The organism is Sphingomonas sp. P2_B6, assembly GCF_056404755.1.
In genome coordinates, this window is sequence record NZ_JBFUDK010000008.1 from 49,656 (window position 1) to 72,421 (window position 22,766).

19 protein-coding genes are annotated in these 22,766 nt (G+C 66.2%); 11 read left to right on the forward strand and 8 right to left on the reverse strand.

Going from position 1 to position 22,766, the window contains the following annotated elements; genetic code table 11:
* Positions 1-31: 31 nt before the first annotated feature.
* The 6 genes from AC1DX5_RS13015 to rhmD all read right to left on the reverse strand — a co-directional run bounded on the left by AC1DX5_RS13015 (position 32) and on the right by rhmD (position 6,635).
* A complete protein-coding gene (locus AC1DX5_RS13015) occupies positions 32-1,633 on the reverse strand; it encodes a glycoside hydrolase family 43 protein (protein ID WP_478015851.1) in 1,602 nt (533 codons plus the stop codon).
* A complete protein-coding gene (rhaT, locus tag AC1DX5_RS13020) occupies positions 1,630-2,688 on the reverse strand; it encodes an L-rhamnose/proton symporter RhaT (protein ID WP_478015853.1) in 1,059 nt (352 codons plus the stop codon). The genes AC1DX5_RS13015 and rhaT overlap by 4 nt, the downstream gene beginning before the upstream one ends.
* Before the next feature lie 177 nt (positions 2,689-2,865).
* Positions 2,866-3,756 carry an amidohydrolase family protein gene (locus AC1DX5_RS13025; RefSeq protein WP_478015855.1) on the reverse strand — a complete coding sequence of 297 codons (891 nt, stop codon included), beginning with the start codon at positions 3,754-3,756 and terminating at the stop codon, positions 2,866-2,868.
* A gap of 69 nt (positions 3,757-3,825) precedes the next feature.
* Positions 3,826-4,575: an SDR family NAD(P)-dependent oxidoreductase gene (locus AC1DX5_RS13030; RefSeq protein ID WP_478015857.1), complete on the reverse strand. Its 750-nt coding sequence runs from the start codon at positions 4,573-4,575 to the stop codon at positions 3,826-3,828.
* On the reverse strand, positions 4,572-5,438 hold the full coding sequence (locus AC1DX5_RS13035) for a fumarylacetoacetate hydrolase family protein (RefSeq protein ID WP_478015859.1): 867 nt from the start codon (positions 5,436-5,438) through the stop codon (positions 4,572-4,574). Before AC1DX5_RS13035 ends, AC1DX5_RS13030 begins: the two co-directional genes overlap by 4 nt.
* 12 nt (positions 5,439-5,450) lie before the next feature.
* A complete protein-coding gene (gene rhmD, locus AC1DX5_RS13040; protein WP_478015861.1) occupies positions 5,451-6,635 on the reverse strand; it encodes an L-rhamnonate dehydratase in 1,185 nt (394 codons plus the stop codon).
* A gap of 172 nt (positions 6,636-6,807) precedes the next feature.
* Here rhmD and AC1DX5_RS13045 point away from each other — a divergent pair, with 172 nt between their 5' ends.
* The 6 genes from AC1DX5_RS13045 to AC1DX5_RS13070 all read left to right on the forward strand — a co-directional run bounded on the left by AC1DX5_RS13045 (position 6,808) and on the right by AC1DX5_RS13070 (position 17,217).
* A complete protein-coding gene (locus AC1DX5_RS13045; RefSeq protein WP_478015863.1) occupies positions 6,808-7,653 on the forward strand; it encodes an IclR family transcriptional regulator in 846 nt (281 codons plus the stop codon).
* A gap of 18 nt (positions 7,654-7,671) precedes the next feature.
* A complete protein-coding gene (locus AC1DX5_RS13050; protein ID WP_465171487.1) occupies positions 7,672-8,433 on the forward strand; it encodes an SDR family NAD(P)-dependent oxidoreductase in 762 nt (253 codons plus the stop codon).
* An 11-nt stretch (positions 8,434-8,444) separates the two neighbouring features.
* Entirely contained in the window at positions 8,445-9,929 is a 1,485-nt protein-coding gene (locus AC1DX5_RS13055; protein WP_478015865.1) for a UxaA family hydrolase, read from the forward strand.
* Complete coding sequence (locus tag AC1DX5_RS13060; RefSeq protein WP_478015867.1) at positions 9,926-12,136, forward strand: hypothetical protein; 2,211 nt, start codon at positions 9,926-9,928, stop codon at positions 12,134-12,136. Before AC1DX5_RS13055 ends, AC1DX5_RS13060 begins: the two co-directional genes overlap by 4 nt.
* 311 nt (positions 12,137-12,447) lie before the next feature.
* Positions 12,448-15,561 (forward strand): TonB-dependent receptor domain-containing protein, encoded by a 3,114-nt coding sequence (locus AC1DX5_RS13065; RefSeq protein ID WP_478015869.1) that lies wholly within the window; start codon positions 12,448-12,450, stop codon positions 15,559-15,561.
* Between the two features lie 60 nt (positions 15,562-15,621).
* Positions 15,622-17,217, forward strand: a complete 1,596-nt coding sequence (locus AC1DX5_RS13070; RefSeq protein ID WP_478015871.1) for a rhamnogalacturonidase — start codon at positions 15,622-15,624, stop codon at positions 17,215-17,217.
* Between the two features lie 56 nt (positions 17,218-17,273).
* On the opposite strand, the gene AC1DX5_RS13075 is transcribed toward AC1DX5_RS13070, so the two are convergent.
* Positions 17,274-18,080 carry an SDR family NAD(P)-dependent oxidoreductase gene (locus tag AC1DX5_RS13075; protein ID WP_478015873.1) on the reverse strand — a complete coding sequence of 269 codons (807 nt, stop codon included), beginning with the start codon at positions 18,078-18,080 and terminating at the stop codon, positions 17,274-17,276.
* Between the two features lie 86 nt (positions 18,081-18,166).
* On the opposite strand from AC1DX5_RS13075, the gene AC1DX5_RS13080 reads away from it, so the two are divergent.
* Together AC1DX5_RS13080 and AC1DX5_RS13085 are read left to right on the forward strand one after the other, a co-directional pair.
* Positions 18,167-18,607, forward strand: a complete 441-nt coding sequence (locus tag AC1DX5_RS13080; RefSeq protein WP_478015875.1) for a winged helix-turn-helix transcriptional regulator — start codon at positions 18,167-18,169, stop codon at positions 18,605-18,607.
* A 45-nt stretch (positions 18,608-18,652) separates the two neighbouring features.
* The gene (locus tag AC1DX5_RS13085; RefSeq protein WP_478015877.1) at positions 18,653-19,264 is read left to right on the forward strand and encodes a DedA family protein; all 612 of its coding nucleotides are present in this window, start codon (positions 18,653-18,655) and stop codon (positions 19,262-19,264) included.
* Here the strand turns inward: AC1DX5_RS13085 and AC1DX5_RS13090 are convergent.
* The gene (locus tag AC1DX5_RS13090; RefSeq protein ID WP_478015879.1) at positions 19,261-20,526 is read right to left on the reverse strand and encodes a NupC/NupG family nucleoside CNT transporter; all 1,266 of its coding nucleotides are present in this window, start codon (positions 20,524-20,526) and stop codon (positions 19,261-19,263) included. The two genes, AC1DX5_RS13085 and AC1DX5_RS13090, sit on opposite strands and share 4 nt — an antisense overlap.
* A 129-nt stretch (positions 20,527-20,655) precedes the next feature.
* On the opposite strand from AC1DX5_RS13090, the gene AC1DX5_RS13095 reads away from it, so the two are divergent.
* The 3 genes from AC1DX5_RS13095 (at position 20,656) to AC1DX5_RS13105 (ending at position 22,764) form a co-directional block, all read left to right on the forward strand.
* Complete coding sequence (locus tag AC1DX5_RS13095) at positions 20,656-21,297, forward strand: queuosine precursor transporter (RefSeq protein WP_465171496.1); 642 nt, start codon at positions 20,656-20,658, stop codon at positions 21,295-21,297.
* A gap of 189 nt (positions 21,298-21,486) precedes the next feature.
* Complete coding sequence (gene argB, locus AC1DX5_RS13100; protein ID WP_465171497.1) at positions 21,487-22,386, forward strand: acetylglutamate kinase; 900 nt, start codon at positions 21,487-21,489, stop codon at positions 22,384-22,386.
* Between the two features lie 72 nt (positions 22,387-22,458).
* Complete coding sequence (locus tag AC1DX5_RS13105; protein WP_465174027.1) at positions 22,459-22,764, forward strand: YggT family protein; 306 nt, start codon at positions 22,459-22,461, stop codon at positions 22,762-22,764.
* Positions 22,765-22,766: the final 2 nt, after the last annotated feature.

Here is a 22,766-nt window from a genome sequence, read left to right on the forward strand (position 1 = left end):
CGATGGGCGACATCTGGCTCCGATCGCGTCTCTATTGGGCTGTTACGGGCAACCGCTCGACCCGGAACCAGTCGGCATCGATCCAGCCGCGCGCGCTTCCCGGCGCGGCCCGGCTGAAGCTGAACAGCGCCGGGCGCGATCCCTTCCACCAGGAGAAACGCGCGAGCGGAATGGCGCCCCCCATCGAAGTGAAAGCCTTGCCGTCAAGGCTGTAGCTGTAGTGGACCGTCTGTTCGATCCCGATCTCGGCGCGCAGTTCGATCGCGTTTGCTGCGATGGCCGGACCCGGCACCTCGTCGCCTTCGATGGCGAGTGTGACGTGCGCCGCGCTTTTGTCGCGCACCACGCCGATCCAGCTCGGGCGGACGCCGAACAGCGCGAGGCCGGCGCGCTGGCCGTCCTTCATGCCCGTGATGTCGATCCTTGTGGTGATGCGGCTCGGGCCTTGCAGGATCTGGGTCAGCGTATTGCGCGCCGTGACGAGATGCTCGGCGGGGCCTGCACCAAGGCGGAGATAGCCAGCGCGTTTGGTGAGGCTCCAGGCGCTGTTGTCGGGGTTGTGGTTCCACTCCCATTGCGGGCCGAGCCTGGCGCCCGCGAATTCGTCCGAATCCTGCAGCCGGTCGCGGGTCGGCGGGCTGCCGGTGTCGGGCATGGCATGAGTCGCGACTGGCTGGCCGCTGGTCTTGCCGGGGATCGGATCGCCCATCACCGGCCAGTCGTCGACCCAAGTCACGGGCTCGAGATGCACGATGCGCCCGAACGCGCCGGTCGAGTTGAAATGGGCGAACCAGCCTTGGCCCGACGGCGTCTCTACCCAGCCGCCCTGATGCGGCCCTTCGAGTCTGGTCGAGCCCTGTTCGAGCACGACGCGCTGTCCATAGGGGCCGCGGATGTTGCGCGCCCGCAAGGCGACCTGCGCGCCCTTCTCCACCCCGCCGAACGGCGCGAAGATGTAGTAATAGCCGTTGCGCTTATAGAATTTGGGGCCTTCGAGGATCGGCAGGTTGACCTTGTCCTCGACGATCACCTGTCCCGCATCGAGCACGCGCGTGCCGTCCGGGCTCATCCGGTGGAGGATCAGCGGCCCCGCGCCGTGGCGCGAATGGACCAGCCAGGCCTGGCCGTCATCGTCCCAGAAGGGGCAGGGATCCTCCAGCATCTTCTGGTCGATCACCTTGACCGGCGCGCTCCATGGCCCCTCCGCGCGCGTCGCGGTCGCCATGAACACACCCTCGTCGATCGTCGCCCAATAGACGTAGAATTTGCCTGCATGATGCCGGATCGACGGTGCCCAGACGCCGCCCCCGTAACGTGTGCCGCCAACCGGCTTGGAGATCTTGTCGGTCAGCGTGTGCGGACCGGGCATGTCATAGTCGGGTGCGAAGGGCAGTTTCGGCAGGACATGGCCGATGATCGTCCAGTGGACGAGATCGCGCGACTTCAGGATCGGAATGCCCGGCGAGAAATGGAAGCTCGAGGCAATCAGATAATAGTCGCGGCCGACCCGGATCATGTCCGGATCCGAATAATCGGCGAACAGGATCGGGTTGGTGTAGGTCGCCCGCGGGGCGGCCGCTCCCGCCAGCGACGATAGCAGCCCGGCGGCCGCGAAGGAGAGCAGGCGCCTCATAGCGCGAGGCTGTTGCCATATCCGATGACGATCGTCGCCAGCACCAGCAGCCCGACGCCACCCCATACGGTCGCCCGAATGCGCGGCGCGGCATCCTTCCATTCGCGAAACGCAAAGCCCCAGAGCGTGCCGAAGATGATGATCGACGCCATGTGCAAGGTCCAGGACGAGAAGCCGAAGCGCCCCATCTGGCTCTCGCCCATGGTGTAGAAGAAGAACTGGAAATACCAGGCCGTGCCCGCGACCGCGCAGAGCAGGAAATTGACCAGCAGCGGCGCGCCGACCGCGTCGCCGCCACCGACCCATTGGTTCGCGCTGCGGTTCTTCAGGATCAGCCAGGCGCACCAGATCGCGTTGGTGATGAGCCCGCCGAACATGACGAGGCACAGGATCGGCAGGCCGGTCCAGAGCGGCCCGGTGCCGGCCGCGGCCGACAGCGCCTTGATTGGCTCGCCCGCGGCGAGGCCGAACGCGAAGCAGGAGGACATGATGCCGGAAAAGACCGCGACCGCGATGCCCTTGCGGAAATCGAATTCGGCGACCGCGGCGGCCTTTTGCTCGGGAGAGAGCGCGGCATCCTTGCGCGCGCCAGCCATGGCGACGACGATGATGCCGGCCATGGTAATGACGAGGCCGAGCAGGACGATGTTGCCGCTCGGCGTATCGAGCAGCTTGGCGGCGAAATCGCCTTGGAACAGCGGCGGGATCAGGGTGCCGAACACGGTACACAGGCCCAGCACTACCGCCATGCCGAGCGACAGGCCGAGATACCGCATGGTGAGACCATAGGTCAGGCCGCCGAACCCCCAGAGCATCCCGAAGATGATCGGCCAGACGATCACCGGGGTCGGCGCGGCGCCGAGCACGCCCAGCAGGTCGTTCGTCTGGATGCTCGCGAAGAACCACGGCGCGAGCAGCCAGGAAAAGATGCCGCCGGTCAGCCAGTAGATTTCCCACGACCAGCGCTTCACCGCGCGATAGGGCACGTAGAAGCTGGCTGAGGAGAGCCCGCCCAGCCAGTGGAACAGGACGCCGAGGAGCGGGTTCGCGTTCATGTGGTTCTCCCGGTGGCCTGGCTGGCCGATCCATAAATCATCGTCGTTCCAGCCTTCTTCCTTCCCCGGCGAAGGCCGGGGTCCAGTGGGGAGGCACAAGGGAACGGACGGCGCACGTCGCCACCAACGTCCCTCAACTGGACCCCGGCCTTCGCCGGGGAAGGAGTGGTGGCGGTGCTAAACATCCAGCCCAAGCCGATAAATCCGGTTGGCATTGCGCGCGAACAGCGCACGCTGCTCGTCCTCGCTGAAATCCGCGACCGCATCCGCCAGCGCACCCAGGGTCGTGTCGAAATCGGCGAACAGCCGGTCGGTCGGAAAATTGCTCGCGATCATCGCGCGGTCAGTGCCGAAAATGTCGATCGCCTCGCGCACCCGGTCCCGCACCGCGCCCGCGGTGAAAGGCCGATAGACGAAGCCGAGGCCGGAGATCTTGATCGAGACATGCGGCAGCCCCGCGACCGTCTTCATCGCCGCGCGCCAGCTCTCATCGCAATCGACGCCCATGCCGGTGTGGTTGACGATCACCGGCGTCCCGGGATGCCGCTCGATCAGCCGGGAAAGGCCGGCAAACTGGTCGGGATAGGCCTGGAGGTCGAACGACAGCCCGTACTTCGACAATAGTGCAAAGCCCCGAGCCCAGGCGCCGTCGCCGGTCACGTCCCGCGCGGTATAGGTCCGGTCCGGGTCGCTATGCCAGTTCACGATATGCCGGATGCCGCGCACGTTGCCCCGGCGGGCATGGTCGGCCAGCAGCGCCTCGACGCCCGGATCGTCCAGGGCGGCATTGGCGACGATGCCGTTGGGCATGCCGCGCACATCCGCCATATCCTGCAGCCAGTCGGTCTCGGCGAGCGGATTGGCGGCGCCGGCATCGAGATGCACCATCCCGACGACATTCCACTGCGCTGCCTCGGCCAGATAATCGTCGAGCAGCTGGTTGCGCGCGATGCGCTGCGTGTTCCCGTTGGGCCCGCTGTCCGCAAACGGCGGCGACAGCCATGCGTAGCGATCCCGGGACAGGTCCCAGAGATGCACATGCGGGTCGATGAACGGCAGGTCGCGCACTCTATTCCTCTCCCGGGTTGCTCATGGGCCACGCCGGCTATTGCCGGTCGCGGGGCTGGCCGAAAACGATCAGAAAGTGGTCCGTCCGCCCGAGGTGTCGAAGGTCGACGCAGTGGTGAAGCTGCATTCCTCCGAAGCCATGAAACAGACCATCGCTGCGGTCTCCTGCACTTCGCCGAGCCGGCCCATCGGGATCTTGGACAGCATATACTCGACCTGGCTCTTCGGGAGCTGCTCGAGGATCGGGCTTTCGAAGGTCGCCGGCGTCACCGCATTGGCGATCACGCCGCGCGTCGCCAGCTCCTTGCCGAGCGATTTGGTCAGGCCGATCACCGCTGCCTTGGATGCGGAATAGGCCGAGGCGTTGGGATTGCCTTCCTTGCCCGCGACCGAGGAGACGTTGACGATCCGGCCATAGCCGTTCGCCACCATGTGCGGCACGACCGCGCGGCAGCAATAGAACAGGCCGTTGAGGTTGACGTCGATCACATTCAGCCAGGAGTCGATCGGATAAGCGTCGACCGGCGCGGTCGCGCCGGTGATGCCGGCCGAGTTCACCAGGATGTCGATCCGCCCGAGCAGGCTCATGCTCTCCTCGGTCGCGCGCTCCACCGCTGCATTGTCGGCGACACTGAAGGCGATGGCGGCGACCGCACCGACATCCTCCTTCGCTTCGTTCGCCCAGTCCGCCTGCATATCCCATAGCACGACGCGCCCGCCCTCGGCGACGATGCGGCGCGCGACCTCACGGCCGAGCCCCGACGCGCCGCCGGTGACGATCGCGGTCCTTCCTTCGAATCGGCCCTGGTACGATGTCACGCGGCGGCTCCGTTCGGGTTCCAGGCCACCACGTCCTGGCGCTGCCGGCCGAGCTTCTCGATGCCAAGCTCGATCACGTCCCCCGCCTTGAGGAACCAGGGGGTCGGCTTCTGCCCCATGCCGACGCCCTTGGGCGTGCCGGTGGTGATGATGTCGCCGGGTTCCAGGGTCATGAACTCGCTGACATAGGAGACGAGCTTGGCCACGCCGAAGATCATCGTGCTGCTGCTGCCATCCTGGACGCGCTTGCCGTTGACCTCGAGCCACATGCCGAGATCCTGGACGTCACCGACCTCGTCCTTCGTCACCAGCCAGGGGCCGACCGGACCGAAGGTGTCGCACCCCTTGCCCTTGTCCCAGGTGCCGCCGCGCTCGAGCTGGAAGGCCCGCTCCGACACGTCGTTGATCGTGCAATAGCCGGCGACATGGTCGAGCGCCTTGTCCTCGGTGACATAGGAAGCGCGCGTGCCGATCACGACGCCCAGCTCGACTTCCCAGTCGGTCTTTTCGGATCCGCGCGGGATCATCACCGGATCGTTCGGGCCCTGCAGGCAGGAGATCGCCTTGGTGAAGAAGATCGGCTCGGCCGGCTCGGGCAGGTTGGATTCGGCGGCGTGCTCGGCAAAGTTCAGGCCGATCGCGATGAATTTGCGCGTGCCGGCGACGGGCGTGCCGTAACGCGGCGATCCTTCGACCAGCGGCAGCGACGCCGGGTCGATCGCGGCGAGCTTTTCCAGGCCGGCGGGCGAGATTTCGGCGCCGCCGATATCGGTGACATGGGCGGAAAGGTCGCGGATATGTCCGTCGCTATCGATCAGACCGGGCTTTTCCTGGCCGATAGGGCCGTAACGCAGCAATTTCATGGGGAGGATTCCTCAGTGAGTATAAGGGCGGTGGAGCGGGATATCGCGATTGAGCTCCACACCAAAGCCGGGTTTGTCGAGCGCCGAGGCGCGCATACGGCCCTTGTCCGGAATCGGCTCGCCGAGCAGCTGCGGGGCGAACATCGGCACCACCTCGGTCGGGCCGGGGTGCATCATCAGGAACTCGGCGAACGGGCTGTTATGCCGCGTGATGACGAAGTGATAGGAATAGACCGAGGAACCGTGCGGCACGACCATCTTGCCCGCAGCATCGGCCAGCGCCGAGATCTTGAGCAGCTCGGTCACGCCGCCGCACCAGCCGACATCTGGCTGGATGATGTCGCAGCAATCCATCTCGAGCAGCATGCGGAAGCCCCAGCGCGTCGCTTCATGCTCGCCGGTAGTGACCAGCATGCCCTTGGGCACGTTGCGCTTCAGCTCGGCATAGCCCCAATAATCGTCGGGGCTGATCGCTTCCTCGATCCATTTCAGGCCGTGCTCGTGCGCGCGGATGGCGAGGCGGGTCGCGTAGTTTACGTCGAGCGCCATCCAGCAATCGAGCATCAGCCAGAAATCGGGCCCGCATTTCGCGCGCATGTCGGCGAGCGCGGCGATGTTCTTGTCGAGCCCTTCCTCGCCCTCGGCCGGGCCGTGGTGGAGCGGCAGCTTGCCGCCGATGAACCCCATCTCCTTTGCCAGATCGGGCCGCGCGCCGGTGGCGTAGAATTGCAGCTCGTCGCGCACCGCGCCGCCGAGCAGATGATAGACAGGCTCCTGCCGCAGCTTGCCGAGCAGGTCCCACAAGGCGAGGTCGACGCCGGAGATGGCGTTCACCACCAGCCCCTTGCGGCCATAATATTGAGTCGAGAAGTACATCTGGTCCCAGATCTTCTCATAGTCGGTGGGCGAGCGGCCTTCGAGGAAGCGGGCGAGATGCTTCTCGACGATGAACGCCGCGGGCTCGCCGCCGGTCGTGACCGCAAAACCGATCGTGCCGTCAGCGGCTTCGATCTCCACCACCAGGGTACCGAGCACGTTGATGCCGAAGCTGCGCCGCGACTGGCGATATTCGGGATAGCGGCTCATCGGCGTGGCGATGTGATCGTCGATCCAGTGGCCGTCGCCCTGGTCGTGATAATCGGCGCCGCCGCCGCGCAGTACGAAGGCGCGGACATGCTTGATGCGGGGCAGGGTCATGCGGGCTCCACCGACAAACAAGCGCGCACCGTGTCGAGGATAGCTATAGGCGCGGCGTACCAGCATTTGGTACGCAAACACGCCGCCTGAAGCGGATCAGATTGCACGCCTGCTTCCTCTCTCGCGTTTTACCGCTTGATAAATTCCAGAATATGGGAAAGAATATTATTAGATGAGAAACGCTCCGTCAAATGCTGATTTGGCCGACAAGGCATCGGATGCGACCGGCGACGCCAAATCCCAGCCGGGCAGCCAGACCTTGCTGCGTGGCCTCGACGTGATCGACGCGGTCATCGACGGCCCGATCACGCTCGCCGATCTCGCCGCCAGGCTCGGCCTCACCCGCTCGACCACGCACCGCCTGGCGACCGCGCTGATCGACCGGCGCTATCTGACGTTCGTGCCGCGGCTCGGCTATCATTTCGGGCCCAAGCTGCTCGAACTCGGTTTCCATGCGCAGCAGCAGACCGATCTCGTCCAGGTCGCGCGGCCGCATCTGGAGGATCTTGCTGCCGCGACCGAGGACACGGTGCATCTCGGCGTGCTCGACAGCGAACGCGCGCTCTATCTCGACAAGATCCCCGGCCGCCGCCGCGTCGAGATCAGCAGCCGGGTTGGCGATCGCCAGCCGCTCACCTCGACCGGCCTCGGCAAGGCGCTGCTGCTCGACGACGATGCCCGGAACTGGCGCACGCTGTTCGAGGAGGATCAGGCCGCCGGCTCGCCGCCCGCCGATTATGCGGTGTGGGAAGAACGGATGCGCGACTATGTCGCCGTCGGCCGCGCGTTCGATCTCGAAGAGAATGAGGATCTGATCCGCTGCGTGGCGGCGCCGATCCGCGGCGTCAGCGGGCAGATCGTCGCGGCGATCAGCGTGTCGAGCGCGGCGCAATATATGGCGGACGATCGCATGCAGGCGCTGTCGGACGATGTCCGCGCCACGGCGATGGCGGTCAGCCGCGATCTCGGCTGGTCCGAAGGCGCCGTCCGCCGCACCCCGCCGCGCTCGCGTCGATAGATCGAACAGGAGAGTTTCGTGCTGCTTCAGGGCAAGACCATGCTCGTCACCGGCGGGTCGGCCGGGATCGGCCGCGCCGCCGCGATCGGCGCCGCGCGGCACGGTGCCGATGTGGCGATCAACTATCTGCACGACGATGAGGGTGCGGCGAGCTGCGTCGCCGAGATCGAGGCGCTGGGCCGCCGCGCCTTCGCGCTGCACGGCGACGTCGCCGATCCGGAGACGGCCAGCGCCTTTGTCGACGGTGCGGTGGCCGCGCTGGGCAAGGTCGACATCTTCGTCAACAATGCCGGCATCTGCCCGTTCCACGCCTTTCTCGACATGCCGGTCGAGACGTTCGAACGGACCATGAAGGTCAATCTCCACGGCGCCTATTTCATGGTCCAGGCAGCGGCGAACCAGATGGTCGCGCAAGGGACGGGCGGGTCGATCGTCGCGGTCTCGTCGATCTCGGCACTGGTCGGCGGCGAGTATCAGACGCATTACACGCCGACCAAGGCCGGCGTGCATTCGCTGATGCAGTCCGCCGCCATCGCGCTCGGCCGCCACGGCATCCGCTGCAATTCGGTACTGCCCGGCACGATCCTCACGGACATCAACAAGGACGATCTCGCCGATCCGGCCAAGCGGGCCTATATGGAAGGGCGAATCCCGCTGGGCCGGCTCGGCCAGCCCGACGACCTTGCCGGACCGATCGTCTTCCTCGCTTCCGATCTCGCGAACTATGTGACCGGGGCGGCCTTGCTGGTCGACGGCGGCGCGTTCGTGAACCTGCAATAAGGCCCGATAGCATGACCCTGTCGCTGTTCCGCATCGATCCCCGGGACGGGGTCGCCACCGCGCTCCACGATCTGGACGCCGGCACCGTCGCGACGGTCGGCGATGTCGAGGTTATCCTTCCCCAGGCGATCGGGCGCGGCCACAAGGTCGCGTTGCGCGCGCTTCACGCCGGCGATCCGGTGCTGAAGTTCGGCTTCCCGATCGGTGTCGCCACGGCCGAGATCGCGCCGGGCGAGCATGTCCATGTCCATAATGTCGCGACCGCGCTGGCGACGAGCGACGACTATGTCTGGCGCCCGCATGTCCATCAGGCGGAGATCAAGGTGCCCGCCACCGGGTTCGCCGGGTATCGCCGCGCCGATGGCCGGGTTGGCACGCGCAACGAAATCTGGATCATCCCGACCGTCGGCTGTGTCGGGCGCACCGCGCAGAAGATCGCCGAGATCGCCGGGCGGCGCCATGCCGATCGCGTCGACGGCGTGCTCGCGCTCGCCCACCCGTTCGGCTGCTCGCAATTGGGTGACGATCTGGACGGCACGCGCTCGATCCTCGCCGCGCTGGCCGCGCATCCCAACGCCGGCGGCGTGCTGCTGGTTGGGCTCGGCTGCGAATCCAACCAGCTCGACCGGCTGCTCAAGGAGATCGATTCCGCGCTGCACGGCAAGATCCGCAGCGTCGCCGCGCAGTTCGCCGGCGACGAGATCGAAGAAGGCCTGACGCTGGTCGACGAACTGGTCGAGGAAGCGGCGAAAGTTGCGCGGACCGAGGTGCCTCTGTCGGACCTGGTGCTCGGCGTGAAATGCGGCGGATCGGACGGTTTTTCGGGGCTCACCGCCAATCCGCTGGTCGGCCGGATGAGCGATGCGGTGACGCGCGCCGGCGGCACCGCGATCCTGACCGAGATCCCCGAGATCTTCGGCGCCGAGCAATTGCTGATGGACCGCGCCGCGGACGAGCAGGTGTTCGACGGCATCGGTGCGCTGGTCAACGATTTCAAACGCTATTTCACCGAGCATGGCGAGCCGGTGTCGGAGAACCCCTCGCCCGGCAACATCGCCGGCGGCATCACCACGCTCGAGGAGAAGTCACTCGGCGCGGTGCAGAAGGCCGGACATGCGACCGTCACCGACGTCCTCCATTATGGCGAACAGGTCCGCCGCACCGGCCTGACCCTGCTCGAGGCGCCGGGCAACGACGCCGTCTCTTCGACCGCGCTGACCGCGGCGGGCGCGACGATCATCTTGTTCACCACCGGCCGCGGCACGCCGCTCGGTTTCCCCGCCCCGACGATCAAGATCGCCTCGAACACACCGCTCGCCGAGCGCAAGCCCAACTGGATCGATTTCGATGCCGGCCAGGTGCTCGACAAGGGCATGGACCAGGCCGCCGACGCGCTGCTCGACACGATCCGCGCTATTGCCTCAGGCAAGCAGACCGCGTCCGAACGCAACGGCGAGCGCGAGATCGCGATCTGGAAGCGGGGCGTCACGCTTTGAAGCGCCTCTTGCTGGTTGCCCTGGCGCTGCTCGTGGCCGCGCCGGCCACCGCGCAACCGATCGACCGCCTGGCGTTGGTCAAACGCCACGACGTGACGCTGACCAAGGTCGATCCGCATGCCCCGCTGATGCTGGGCAATGGCAGCATCGGCTTCACCGCCGACATCACCGGGCTGCAGACCTTCCCTGATCGCTACGCGAAGACCGCCCCGCTGCTGACCATGGCGCAATGGGCCTGGCACAGCTTCCCCAACCCGAATGGCTATACCGAGGCGAACGGGCTGGTGCAGGTGCCCGTGCCCGGCGGCGGCACGCAGCCCTATTCCTATATGCGCGACTTCGACCTGCTGAAGACCAACCCCTCGCTGGTCTGGCTGCGCGAGAATCCGCATCGCTTCTCGCTCGGCCGCGTCGCGCTGGCGCTGAAGGGCAGGGGCGGCAAGCCTGCGCGGTTCGAGGCCTTGTCCGCCACGCGCCAGCATCTCGACCTCTGGACTGGCGCCCTGTCGAGCAGCTTCCGCTTCGATGGCCAGCCGGTGACGGTGACGACACGCGTCCATCCCGACCGCGACATGGTGGTGGTCGAGATCCGCTCGCCGCTGGTCGCGAGCGGCCGGATCGGTGTCGACGTCCGCTACCCCGGCGTGTCGCACAATCTCAATCCGGATCCGTCGGACTATGGCGACGCGGCGAATCGGCAGACGACCGTGCTTGCGCGGGGCCGCGGCACCTTGCTGCTCAGCAACCGGATCGACGACACGGTCTATTATTCGGCGATCGCCGCCACCGGCGCGACCATCACGCAGGCAGGGCCGCACGCCGTCCATGTCGCCGCGCGACAGGGCGACCGGCTGGTCGTGTTCGTCAGCTTCGACCGGACCCGCAAGCCTACGCCCCGCGTAGATTACGCCGTCGCCACCGCCGCCGTCTCGAAGCATTGGCGCGATTACTGGTCGAACGGCGGCATGATCGACTTCACCGGCAGCACCGATCCGCGGGCGCCGGAACTCGAACGCCGCATCGTGCTGTCGCAATATCTCGCGGCGATCAACCAGGCGGGCGATGTGCCGCCGCAGGAGGAGGGGCTGTTCTCCAACAGCTGGAACGGCAAGTTCCATCTCGAAGTGCATCCCTGGCACGCCGGGCATTTCGCGCTCTGGGGCCGGCCGGCGCTGCTCGAACGCTCGATGGCCTGGTATCTGGATCGCCTGCCCCAGGCGAAGGCCGAGGCCGCGCGCCACGGCGTGCAGGGCGCCTGGTGGACCAAGATGTCGGGACCGGAAGGGCGCAACAGCCCCAGCCCGATCAACCCCTTCATCATGTGGCAGCAACCGCACCCGATCTACATGGCGGAGCTGCTTTACCGCGCGCATCCCGATGCCGCGACGCTCGCCCGCTATGGCGGGCTGGTCGACCAGACCGCGCGGCTGCTTGCCACCTGGCCGCGCTGGGACGAGACGGGCAAGCGTTTCGTGCTCGGCCCGCCGATCATCCCGGTGCAGGAAAATCACGATCCAATGACGACGGTGAACCCGGCGTACGAGATCGAATATTTCCGCTGGGGGCTGAAGACGGCGCAGGCCTGGCGTGAGCGGCGCGGGCTGAAGCGCGTCGCCGAGTGGGACAAGGTGATTGACCTGCTCGGCCCGGTGCCGCAGCGTGACGGCCTGTATCTCCCGGTCGAGAGCGAGCCCGATTTCTGGAAGAAGGTCGCCTCCGCCGAATGCCGGCGCAATGCGATCGGGCATGATTGCCTCAACCGCGACCATCCATCCTTCCTGATGGCCTATGGCGCGATCGGCGGCGACCATGTCGATCCCGAGACGTTGCGCCGCACGCTTCGCGCGGTCGAGGACGACTGGGATCTGCGCCAGACCTGGGGCTGGGACTATCCGATGATCGCGATGACCGCGGCGCGGCTCGGCGAGCCCGACAAGGCGGTCGACTGGCTGTTCCGCGATACCGCCAACAATCACTGGGGCATCAGCGGCATGACGCCGCGCGCCGGTTTCGATCCGGCGGCGACGGGCGGCCCGGACGGCCCTGGCTATACCCGTGTCGCCGACACTTATTTCCCCTCCAATGGCGGCCTGTTGCTGGTCACTGGCATGATGGCGGCGGGCTGGGACGGTTCGACCGGCGCGGCGCCGGGGTTCCCGAAGCGTGGGTGGCGCGTGCGGGCCGAAGGCATTGCGCCGCTGCCCTGACGTCCGGGACAATCTGTGTCCTGCGGGACACGCAATTCCAAACTTTGAACACGCGTCCCACAGGATCGCGAATTGCGATTGACGCCCCACTTCTCATTCTGTAATATTCAATCCCACAATATGAGAAATAATGACGTTCGAAAATGGTAGCGCTACCTTGGAGGCCAGCTTCGAGGTTCGGGACTCGGCAGAACGGCATCGCGGATCGAACGGACGAACAAGACCGGTAATCGGCGAACGGCAGGGCCGCGCAAGCGGACCGGGACAAACAAGCGCTTCCCTTGGGGAGGCCGCAAGAGGGGATGGAACCTATGAAAGATACCCAGATCATCAGCCGCCGCGCGCGCTTCCTGTGCGGATCGGCGCTCGTCGCCGCCGGCCTGAGCTTTGCCTCGATCGCTTCGGCGCAAACGGCGCAGCCGGTCATCGACCAGAGCGCGGCGCCCGCCGTTCCGGCCGATGAAGCCACGGTCGGGCAGGAGCAGGAAATCACCGTCACCGGATCGCGCATCAAGCGCGCCGAGTTCGACGCTTCGACGCCGGTCAGCGTGATCAATGCCGAGGACGTCAAGCTTGCCGGCACGGTCAATATCGAGAAGCTGCTGAGCGATTCGCCGCAGTTCGTCGGGTCGCAAAATGGCGGCGCGACTTCGAACACCGTTCCGGGCGGCACCGCCGACGTCAATCTTCGCGGCTTCGGCGCGACCCGCAACCTGGTGCTGGTCAACGGCCGCCGCTTCGCGATCTACGGCCCGGATCAGGTCACCGATCTCAATACCATCCCGACCTCGCTGATCGCGCGGACTGAAGTCGTCACCGGCGGGTCGTCGGCGGTCTATGGGTCGGATGCGATCACCGGCGTCGTCAACTTCATCATGCGCGACGATTTCGAAGGCGTGGAGGCCAAGGCGCAGCTGAACTATGCCGCGCCGACCAGCACGCCGACCTATACGTTCGACGTCACGCTCGGCGGCAATTTCTCCGAAGGCCGCGGCAATCTGGTCGTGTCGGGCAACTATCTGAAGCGCGGCGCGATCACCCGCGGCGAGCGCGGTGACTTCGCCTATGATTCGCTGTCCGACGGCTGCATCGTGCCCGGCACCGGCAACGCCAATCACGCCGGCACCCCTTTCGCGATCCCGGGCGGCCAGACCTGCACCTCGGCCGGTGGTCAGCTCGGCTTCATCGCCGGCGGCAGCGGCGACATTCCCAATGGCCGTTTCTCGGGCCTGCCGACCTTCGGTGCGGCCAGCCCGGCCCTTCAGGCCGCCTATACCGCGGCGGGTCTTGGTGGCCTTGGCTCGCGCGGCTTCACCTTCAACAATGAAGGTACGACCGCGCGCCCGGCGCTGACTCCGCAGGACGATTTCAACCTCGGCCCCGACAATTACCTGATCATCCCGCAGGAGCGCTGGATGATCAACAGCTTCGGTCATTACGACTTCAGCGACAACATCACCGGCTATATGGAGCTGCATTACTCCAACAACCTGGTGAGCGCGCAGCTGGCGCCGAGCAATGTCGGCGTGCCGACCCTGTTCAACACCAACAACCCCTATCTGACGCCGCAGCTGCGCGAAGTGTTCCGCCAGCTCGATCTGGCCGAGACCGGCACGACGACGGTGACCAGCGGTTCCGCCTCGCGCACCACGGTCGCCGGCGACGGACTCGCCGTCGTCACCGCCGGGCGTCGCTATCTCGAAGTCGGCCGCCGTCAGGCCGATGCCCGCCGCAACACCTTCCGTGGCGCCTGGGGCTTCCGTGGCGATCTGGGCAGCGCGTCGGACAGCTTCCTGACCGACCTCTCCTACGACGTCTATTACACCTATGCCCGCACGGAGGAGACGACCCTCCTGCGCAACGCTATCTCGCGTAGCCGCCTGCAGGCGTCCCTGCTCTCGGTCGGCGGCGCGGCGCCGGTCTGCAACATCTTCGGCCAGAACATCACGGCCGCCTGCGCCAGCGCCATCTCGATCAGCGCGACCAATTCGACCACGGCGGAACTGCAGGTCGCCTCCGCCAACCTCACCGGCAATCTCTTCTCGCTGCCGGCGGGCCCGGTCGGCTTCTCGACCGGCGTCGAGTGGCGCGAATCGAGCGCGAAGTTCAATCCGGATTCCTTCCTCTCCTCGGGTGACGTCGCCGGGTTCAACCCGGGCCTGCCGACCACCGGCAAGGTGTCGGCGAAGGAAGTCTTCGGCGAAATCCGCGTGCCGCTGATTCACAACACGCCGTTCATCCAGAACCTGACCGCCAATGCCGCCTTCCGCTATTCCGATTACAGCCTGACGGGCATCGGCGGGGTCTGGACCTATCTCGGCGGGCTCGACTGGCGCGTGAACCGGGACATCGCGTTCCGTGGCCAATATCAGCGCGCGATCCGTGCGCCGAACGTCAACGAGCTGTTCGGCGGCACCAGCCGTGTCGTCGGCACGGCGACCGATCCCTGCTCGGATCGCGTGCCGGTGGCGCAGCAGACGGCAGCGGTCCGCGCGGTCTGCGTCGCGAACGGCGTGCCCGCGGCGGCGGTGTTCACCGCCGGCGTCCAGCCGAACAGCATCATCCCGGCCGATTTCGGCGGCAATCCGAATGTCGGCGAGGAGAAGTCGGATACCTTCACCGCGGGCGTCGTGCTGACCCCGAGCTTCATCAAGGGGCTCTATCTCAGCATCGATTATTTCAACATCACGCTGGACGGCGCGATCTCGCCGCTCGGCGGCGGCCTCGCCAACACGCTGAACCTTTGCTTCAACGTGATCCAGGACGCGACCAGCGAATATTGCCAGGCGATCAAGCGCGATCCGAACTCGGGCGCGATCAACGATCCGTATGTCGCGCAGATCCGCAACGCCAATACCGGCTCGCTCAAGACCTCGGGTATCGATTTCGCCGCGCGCTATCACCTCAATGTCGGCTTCGGTTTCCCGGGGCTGAGCGAGACGAGCTCGTTCGATTTCAGCACCAACTATACCTGGCTCAACGATTTCACCTCGACTCCGGTCGCGGCCTTCCCGAACATCCAGAACCATTGCGCCGGCGCGTTCGGCACCACCTGCGGCCAGCCGCTGCCGACCTGGCGCGGCTCGTCGCGGGTGACCTGGAACCTGGACAAGCTGAGTCTCAGCGTCCGGCATCGCTATATCGGTTCGGTCACGACCGACCGCTATCTGCTGCCGTTGCGCTCGGGTGCCGCCAACGCACCGGCACTGAGCAGCTTCGCCTATCCGAAGCTGGGGGCGCAGAATTATTTCGACGTCTCGTTCAACCTCGATGTGCTGAAGAACCTGACCTTCTTCGGCGGCGCGAACAATGTGTTCGGCAAGCAGCCTCCCGTCTCGACCCAGGGCCCCGGCGCGAATACCTTCGCCGCGACCTATGACGTGATCGGCACCGAGCTCTTCATCGGCGCGACGGTGAAGTTCTGATAGGGACAGGGCAGCCGCCCCGGCGGCTGCCCTCTTCCGTGCCCACCATGAGGAAACTCGATGACGCTCGATCGCCGTTCGATGATCCTGGGCGGCTCGGCCGCCCTGACTGCGGCGGCTGGCGCCAGCCCCGCGCTCGCCGCTGAGCGCCAGGGCGCGCTGCCCCTCGCCGGGACGAGCGGCTGGGTCGATGTCCGCCAGTTCGGTGCCAAGGGTGACGGCACGACGATCGATTCGATCGCGATCAACAAGGCGATCGATTTCGCCGCGGCGCGCGGCGGCGGCACGGTGTTTTTCCCGGCCGGCACCTATGCCTGTTTCACCATTCGCCTGAAGAGCCGGATCACGCTCCATCTCGATCAGGGCGCGACGATCCTCGCCGCGCCCGCACCGACGACCGGCAGCGGCGGCTACGACCATGCGGAGCCGATCGGCGATCACGGCGCCTATCAGGATTTCGGTCATGGTCATTGGCGCAACAGCCTGATCTGGGGCGAAGGGCTGCACGATATCGCGATCGTCGGATCGGGCCTGATCTGGGGCAAGGGCCTGGGCCGCGGCGACGGCAAGGACAATTATCTCAGCGACCCGAACGGCCCCGGCACCGGCAACAAGGCGATCGCGCTGAAGCTGTGCCGCAACGTGCTGCTGCGCGATTTCCAGGTGCTCGAAGGCGGCTGGTTCGCGCTGCTTGCGACTGGCGTCGACAATCTGACGATCGACAATCTGCTGGTCGACACCAACCGCGACGGTTTCGATATCGATTGTTGCCGCGGCGTGCGCGTCACCAATTGCACGATCAACTCGCCCTGGGACGATGCGATCTGCCCCAAGAGCAGCTTCGCGCTCGGCTACCGTCGCGATACCGAGGATCTGATGATCGCCAATTGCCTGGTCACCGGCAATTATGTGATCGGATCGGTGATCGACGGCACCTGGGAGAAGATGCCGGCTTCCTTCGCCAACACCGTGCACGGCCGGATCAAGTTCGGCACGGAATCGAATGGCGGCTTCAAGAAGATCACCATCAGCAATTGCGTGTTCGACGACAGCCAGGGCCTCGCGCTGGAAACCGTCGACGGCGCCAGTTTCGAGGATGTGACGGTCACCAACGTCACGATGCGCGGCAGCTTCAGCTCGCCGATCTTCATGCGGCTGGGCCGGCGCATGCGCGGGCCCAAGGGCGCGCCGATCGGCACGTTGAAGCGGGTGCTGATCAGCAATATCGTCAGCTCGGGCGCGGGCTGGCTGCCCTCGATCCTGGCCGGCATTCCCGGCCATCCGATCGAGGACGTGAAGATCAGCGACGTCTTCCTCCACCAGATCGGAGGGGCGCCCGAGGCAATGGCGACGCTGCGCCCGCCGCTCAACGAGCTCGCTTATCCCGAGCCCAACATGTTCGGTGACGTGCCCGCGACCGGATTCTTCATCCGCGACGTGCGCAATATCGAAATGAGCAATGTCGAGATCGCCGTCGAGAAACCTGATCCTCGCGCAGCCTTCTATCTCAACGACGTGATGGAGGCGGATTTCTTCCGCCTGCGCGTGCCCAGGGGGGAGAGCTTCGTGCTCGACCGCGTCACCAATTTCCGCAGCTTCGGCAGCCGCTGGCTGAAGGACCGGACCATCGATGGGCTCGTTTCCGACCGGTTCTGAGAAGCTTGCGGGCGCGGCGCCATATCCCTTGATGGCGCCACGCCCGCTCACGCGGCTCAGGCCGCAACGGCCTCACGATAGCGCGGCGCAACCTCGCGGTTGGAAAGCTTGCCGTCCATCGCCAGGCGCGCGGCCTCATAGGCGTCCCACTGGCCGTCATCGGCAAGCGGCGGGATGGTGATCGTCTCGCCGCGATCGAAGCCGAGCAGCGAGGCATCGACCAGGTCGCCCGCTTCCATCACCCACTCGACCGGGAAGCTGTCGACGTCCTTGCCCGAGCGCTCCCAGATCTCGGTGCGGGTCGCGCCGGGCAGCACGGCCTGGACGCGCACGCCCTGTGGCTCGAGCTGCTTGGCCAGCGACTTGCTGAGGTTCAGCACATAGGCCTTGGAGCCGCTATAGACGCCGTCGAACATCTCCGGGAGCAGCGCCAGCACTGAGGCGATGTTGATGATTCCGCCGCTCTTGCGCGCGGCGAAGGCCTTTCCGGCGGCACCGGCGAGCAGGGTCGGCGCCGTGATGTTGAGCGCGATCAGCTTCTCGACCTGGGCCACCTCGCTGTCGAGCAGGCCGCCATTGAGCGACATGCCGGCATTGTTGACCAGCAGCGTGATCGCGGCGTCGGAGGTCAGGCGATCCTCGACCTTCGCCACATCGGCGCGGTCGGTCAGGTCGGCGGGCAGCACGTCGATCGAACGGCCGGTCTCGGCGGTCAGCTTGGCGGCCAGCGTCTCCATCCGTCCGGCATCGCGCGCGACGAGGATCAGGTCGTAGCCGCGACGGGCGAGGCGGTCGGCATAGACGGCGCCAAGGCCAGTCGATGCGCCGGTGATGAGGGTAGTGCCCAAGGTCGAAGTCGTCATGGTGTGTCTCCTTGCTCCGCCGGCGCCTGAAAGAGGGGTAGTGCCGGTGACTTGCATAATGATAGGAACGTGACTATCATTGTGCAATGGACACCGAAAAATATTCGAACGGGCCCTGCCCGGTCGCTCGCGGCCTCTGCCATGTCGGCGATGCGTGGAGCATGCTGATCCTGCGCGACGCTGGCGGCGGCGCGACGCGTTTCGACCAGTTCCAGAAGAATCTGGGTATCGCGCCGAACATCCTGACGCGCCGCCTGAGCGCGCTGGTCGAAGGCGGACTGTTCGAGCGCCATCGCTACAGCGAACATCCGCCGCGCGATGAATATCTGCTGACCGATAGCGGCCGCGATTTCTTGCCCGTGCTGTTCGCCTTCGGTGCCTGGGGCGCCCGGCACTTCGGCGACGCGCCCGTCTCGCACCTGGTCGAAAAGGGCAGCGGCGCGCCGGTCGAGGCGGTCGTGGTCGATCGGGCGACTGGCACGCCGCTGTCCGATCTCGACCTTCGCGTGGTGCAGCCCGGCGCCTGACGCCGGGCTGGTCAGGCCGCCCGCGATCCGCCATCAGTCGGGGGCATGACGATCGAGTCCCTCATCGCCGACTATGGCGCGGCTGCGATCTTCCTCGGCGCGGGGATCGAGGGAGAAACCTGCGTGGTCGCCGGCGGGGTGCTGGCGCACCGTCATTTGCTCCCCTTATGGGCAGTGTGGCTTGCCGCCGCGTCCGGGTCGTTCGTCGCCGACCAGCTCTTCTTCGCCTCGGGCCGCTATTTCCGCGATCATCCGCGCGTCAAGCGCTTGGCCGCGAAGCCCGGCTTCGCCAAGGCGCTGGTCACCCTGGAACGGCATCCCGTGCTGTTCGTGATGGGCTTCCGCTTTCTCTACGGCCTGCGCACCATCAGCCCGATCGCGATCGGCACCTCGCATCTCCGCACGCGCACCTTCCTGCCGCTCAACGCGCTCGCCGCGGCGATCTGGGCGGCCCTGTTCACCGGCATCGGCTATGGTTTCGGCCAGGGGATCGAGCGGCTGTTCGGCGATGCCCTGTCCGCCGGGCGCTTGCTGCCCATGCTGGCGGCCGGCCTCGTCCTGATCTTCGTCCTGTCGAAAGCCGTGCAATGGCTGCACCACCGCTATGCCGACCGGTGCGAGCGCATTGCCGCCGCCGGGCGTGAATCCCGCGCCTAGCTGATCAGCATGCCCGCCAGCGCGGCGCTCATCAGGTTCGCCAGGCTACCCGCGATCAGCGCGCGGATGCCGAGCTTGGCGATCATCGAGCGCTGGTTGGGGGCAAGGCTGCCGGCGGAGGCCATCTGGATCGCGATCGAGCTGAAATTGGCGAAACCGCACAGCGCGAAGGTCACGATCGCCGTGCTGCGGGGCGACAATGTCTTGATCTGGCTGAGATCGGCAAAGGCGACGAACTCGTTGAGCACCACCTTGGTGCCGAGCAGGCCGCCCGCGGTACCGGCCTCGCTCCACGGAATGCTGATCAGGAAGGCGACCGGCGACAGGATCGTACCGAGAATCGCCTGGAAGCTCAGAGTCGGATAGCCGAACCAGCTGCCGACCTCGCCGAGCAATCCGTTGGCGAGCGCGACCAGCGAAACGAAGGCCAGCACCATCGCCGCGACCGCGACCGCGATCTTCACGCCGGTCTGCGCCCCCATCGCGGCGGCCATGATGATGTTGGCTGCACGTTCCTCCTCGATCGAGGCCTCGGCGACGCGGATCACCTGCGCCTCGATATCGTCACCGAGCGGCAGTTCGTCTTCGACGACATGGGGATCGTCGGGCATGATGATCTTGGCCATCAGCAGGCCGCCCGGCGCGGACATGAAGGAGGCGGCGAGCAGATAGGGGAGGGACGCGGGCCCGAGCAGCGCGGCATAGGCGGCCAGGATCGTGCCCGCGACGCCGGCCATGCCGACCGTCATTACCGCGAACAGCTGCTGCGGCGTAAGCGACGCGAGATAGGGTCGGATCACCAGCGGGGCTTCGCTCTGGCCGACGAAGATGTTGGCGGCGGCGCAGAGCGATTCGACCTTGGAGACGCCCGTCACCCATTCGATCGCGCCGCCGATCCAGCGCACGATCACCTGCATGATGCCGAGATGATAGAGGACGGAGACCAAAGCGGCGAAGAAGATCACGACCGGCAGCGCCGAGATGGCGAACGACGTGCCGAAGCGCGGATCGGTGGCGAGCGGGCCGAAGATGACCTTGGTACCCTCTCCGGCATAGCCGAGCATCGCCGCGACGCCGTGCGACAGGCCCAGGATGGCGGCCTTGCCGGCGGGCACATAGAGCACCAGCACGGCGACGCCGGCCTGCAGCGCGAAGGCCGCGCCGACGACGCGCAGCCGGATCGCGCGCCGGTTGGTCGACAGCAGGAAGGCCAGCGCCAGGATGACGGCGATGCCGATGATACCGATCGGAAAACTGTTCATGAAGGGCGCCCGCCTGCGAATAAGACAACGCAGTCCCGGGGGGACGGCGCGGGAACCCACCATACAGGCCGGACGCGATTGGGCTAGTGGCGGTTTGACGTGCGCGTAAAAGGCGGTAGCGTCCCGGCGATGACTCAGACCCCTCCCGCGATCCCGCGTTCGCTCTTCGTCTATTCGATCTTCTATGGCGGCATGGTCTGCATCGCGGGCGTGCTCGGGGTCAAACAGGTTCAGCTCGGTCCGCTCGCGGTCGAGGCCGGGATCTTCGGCTTCCTGCTGCTGGTCGTGATGGGCAGCGCGGTGACCGAACTGCACGGCCGCAAGGCGGGCGACATGCTGGTCCGCTTCGGCTTCGTGCCGCTGATCGTCTCGGCGGCGCTGATTCAGGTCGTGCTGGCGTTGCCGACCGATCCGGGCATGTACCCGCCGGCGATCGAGGCCTTTCCGATCGTGGTGGGGCAAAGCGCGCGGATGATGATCGCGGGGCTGATCTCCTACGGCATCTCGCAGACGCTCAACATCTTCATCTTCTCGAAGCTGCGGGAGGGCACCGGCAAGCTGCTCTGGCTCCGCGGCATGATCGCCAGCATCGTCAGCCAGGTGGTCGATACCGTGCTGTTCATCTCGATATCCTTCTACGGCGAACGCCCGATCCTCGGCCTGATGGGCGGCCAGATGCTCGCCAAGGTCGTGCTGTCGATCGTGCTGGTGCCGTTCCTGATCACCTTCTTCGTCTGGCTCGGCCGCCGCCTGGACGCAGCGCGCTCTTAAACCCCTCCCGTAGGGGAGGGGACGCACGGCGAAGCCGGCGAGGGGAGGGCTCGGTCGGAACGGCCGGCTTTGGTCCCATGGCCCGTTCCGACCGAGCCCTCTCCTTCTCGCTGCTGCTCAGCTTGCCTCTCCCCGAAGGGAGAGGGGTAGTAGCTTTCACCAAGCTGACGTTCCGGTTATGGGGCCCGCATGACCGATCACTCCCCCGATCCCGCCCTGCTCGCCAAGGCCGAAACGCTCGTCGAGGCGCTGCCCTATATGCAGCGCTATGCCGGCGCGACCTTCGTCGTGAAATATGGCGGCCACGCCATGGGCGATCCCGAGGCGGCGCGCGATTTTGCCGAGGATGTGGTGCTGATGAAGGCGGTCGGGATCAACCCGGTGGTCGTCCATGGCGGCGGGCCGCAGATCGGCGCGATGCTGAAGCGGCTGGGCGTCGAATCGCGCTTCGTCGACGGGCTTCGCGTCACCGATGCGGAGACTGCGCGGATCGCCGAGATGGTCCTGGCCGGATCGATCAACAAGGAAATCGTCGGCTGGATCGGCCAGGCCGGCGGCCGCGCGGTCGGCATCTCCGGCAAGGATGGCGGTTTCGTCACCGCCGAGAAGGTCGGCCGCAACACCCCCGACCGGCTGCAGGGCATCGAGCGCCATGTCGATCTCGGATTCGTCGGCGAACCGGTCGGCGTCGACCGGCGGATCATCGACACCCTGTCGACCGCCGGCATCATCCCGGTGGTCGCGCCGATCGCGCAAGGGGCGGACGGCCAGACCTATAATATCAATGCCGATACCATGGCCGGCGCGATCGCCTCGGCACTGGGCGCGCAGCGCCTGTTCATGCTGACGGACGTGGTCGGCGTGCTCGACAAGTCGGGCGAGCTGATGACGGACCTGAATCCCGACGCCATCGCTGCGCTGCGTGCCGACGGCACGATCAGCGGGGGCATGATTCCGAAGCTCGAGACCTGCGTCGCCGCGGTCGAGGGCGGGGTCGACGCCGCGGTCATCCTCGACGGCCGGGTGCCGCATGCGATGCTGCTGGAAATCTTCACCCGGCGCGGTGCGGGCACGCTGGTTCGGCGCTGAACGGCCTGTTCGAAACGACCGCGTTTCGCTAGGCTTGGCTTCCACTCGACCCGGAGACCCGCCTTGGCCCTTTTGCTCGTCCTTCTTCAGATCGTTCAGGTGCTTCTCAACGTCGCCACCTGGATCATCCTGATCCAGGCGATCCTGTCCTGGCTGATCGCCTTCAACGTGATCAACACCCATAACGACACGGTCCGTCAAATCTGGGAAGCGCTGCGGAAAATCACCGAGCCCTTCTATCGCCCGATCCGGCGGATCCTGCCCGATTTCGGTGCGCTGGACCTGTCGCCGCTCGTGGTCCTGCTCATCCTCTACATCCTGTCCAACATCATCGTGCCGGCCATCTATGCCCAACTCGTCGCGGCGCCGGTCGTCTGAAC

Bases quoted from the DNA above. Each gene is read 5' to 3' on its own strand.
- AC1DX5_RS13015 (WP_478015851.1), bottom strand. From the start codon at position 1,633: ATGAGGCGCCTGCTCTCCTTCGCGGCCGCCGGGCTGCTATCGTCGCTG.
- rhaT (WP_478015853.1), bottom strand. From the start codon at position 2,688: ATGAACGCGAACCCGCTCCTCGGCGTCCTGTTCCACTGGCTGGGCGGG.
- AC1DX5_RS13035 (WP_478015859.1), bottom strand. From the start codon at position 5,438: ATGAAATTGCTGCGTTACGGCCCTATCGGCCAGGAAAAGCCCGGTCTG.
- rhmD (WP_478015861.1), bottom strand. From the start codon at position 6,635: ATGACCCTGCCCCGCATCAAGCATGTCCGCGCCTTCGTACTGCGCGGC.
- AC1DX5_RS13045 (WP_478015863.1), top strand. From the start codon at position 6,808: ATGAGAAACGCTCCGTCAAATGCTGATTTGGCCGACAAGGCATCGGAT.
- AC1DX5_RS13055 (WP_478015865.1), top strand. From the start codon at position 8,445: ATGACCCTGTCGCTGTTCCGCATCGATCCCCGGGACGGGGTCGCCACC.
- AC1DX5_RS13065 (WP_478015869.1), top strand. From the start codon at position 12,448: ATGAAAGATACCCAGATCATCAGCCGCCGCGCGCGCTTCCTGTGCGGA.
- AC1DX5_RS13070 (WP_478015871.1), top strand. From the start codon at position 15,622: ATGACGCTCGATCGCCGTTCGATGATCCTGGGCGGCTCGGCCGCCCTG.
- AC1DX5_RS13075 (WP_478015873.1), bottom strand. From the start codon at position 18,080: ATGACGACTTCGACCTTGGGCACTACCCTCATCACCGGCGCATCGACT.
- AC1DX5_RS13080 (WP_478015875.1), top strand. From the start codon at position 18,167: ATGGACACCGAAAAATATTCGAACGGGCCCTGCCCGGTCGCTCGCGGC.
- AC1DX5_RS13085 (WP_478015877.1), top strand. From the start codon at position 18,653: ATGACGATCGAGTCCCTCATCGCCGACTATGGCGCGGCTGCGATCTTC.
- AC1DX5_RS13090 (WP_478015879.1), bottom strand. From the start codon at position 20,526: ATGAACAGTTTTCCGATCGGTATCATCGGCATCGCCGTCATCCTGGCG.
- AC1DX5_RS13095 (WP_465171496.1), top strand. From the start codon at position 20,656: ATGACTCAGACCCCTCCCGCGATCCCGCGTTCGCTCTTCGTCTATTCG.
- argB (WP_465171497.1), top strand. From the start codon at position 21,487: ATGACCGATCACTCCCCCGATCCCGCCCTGCTCGCCAAGGCCGAAACG.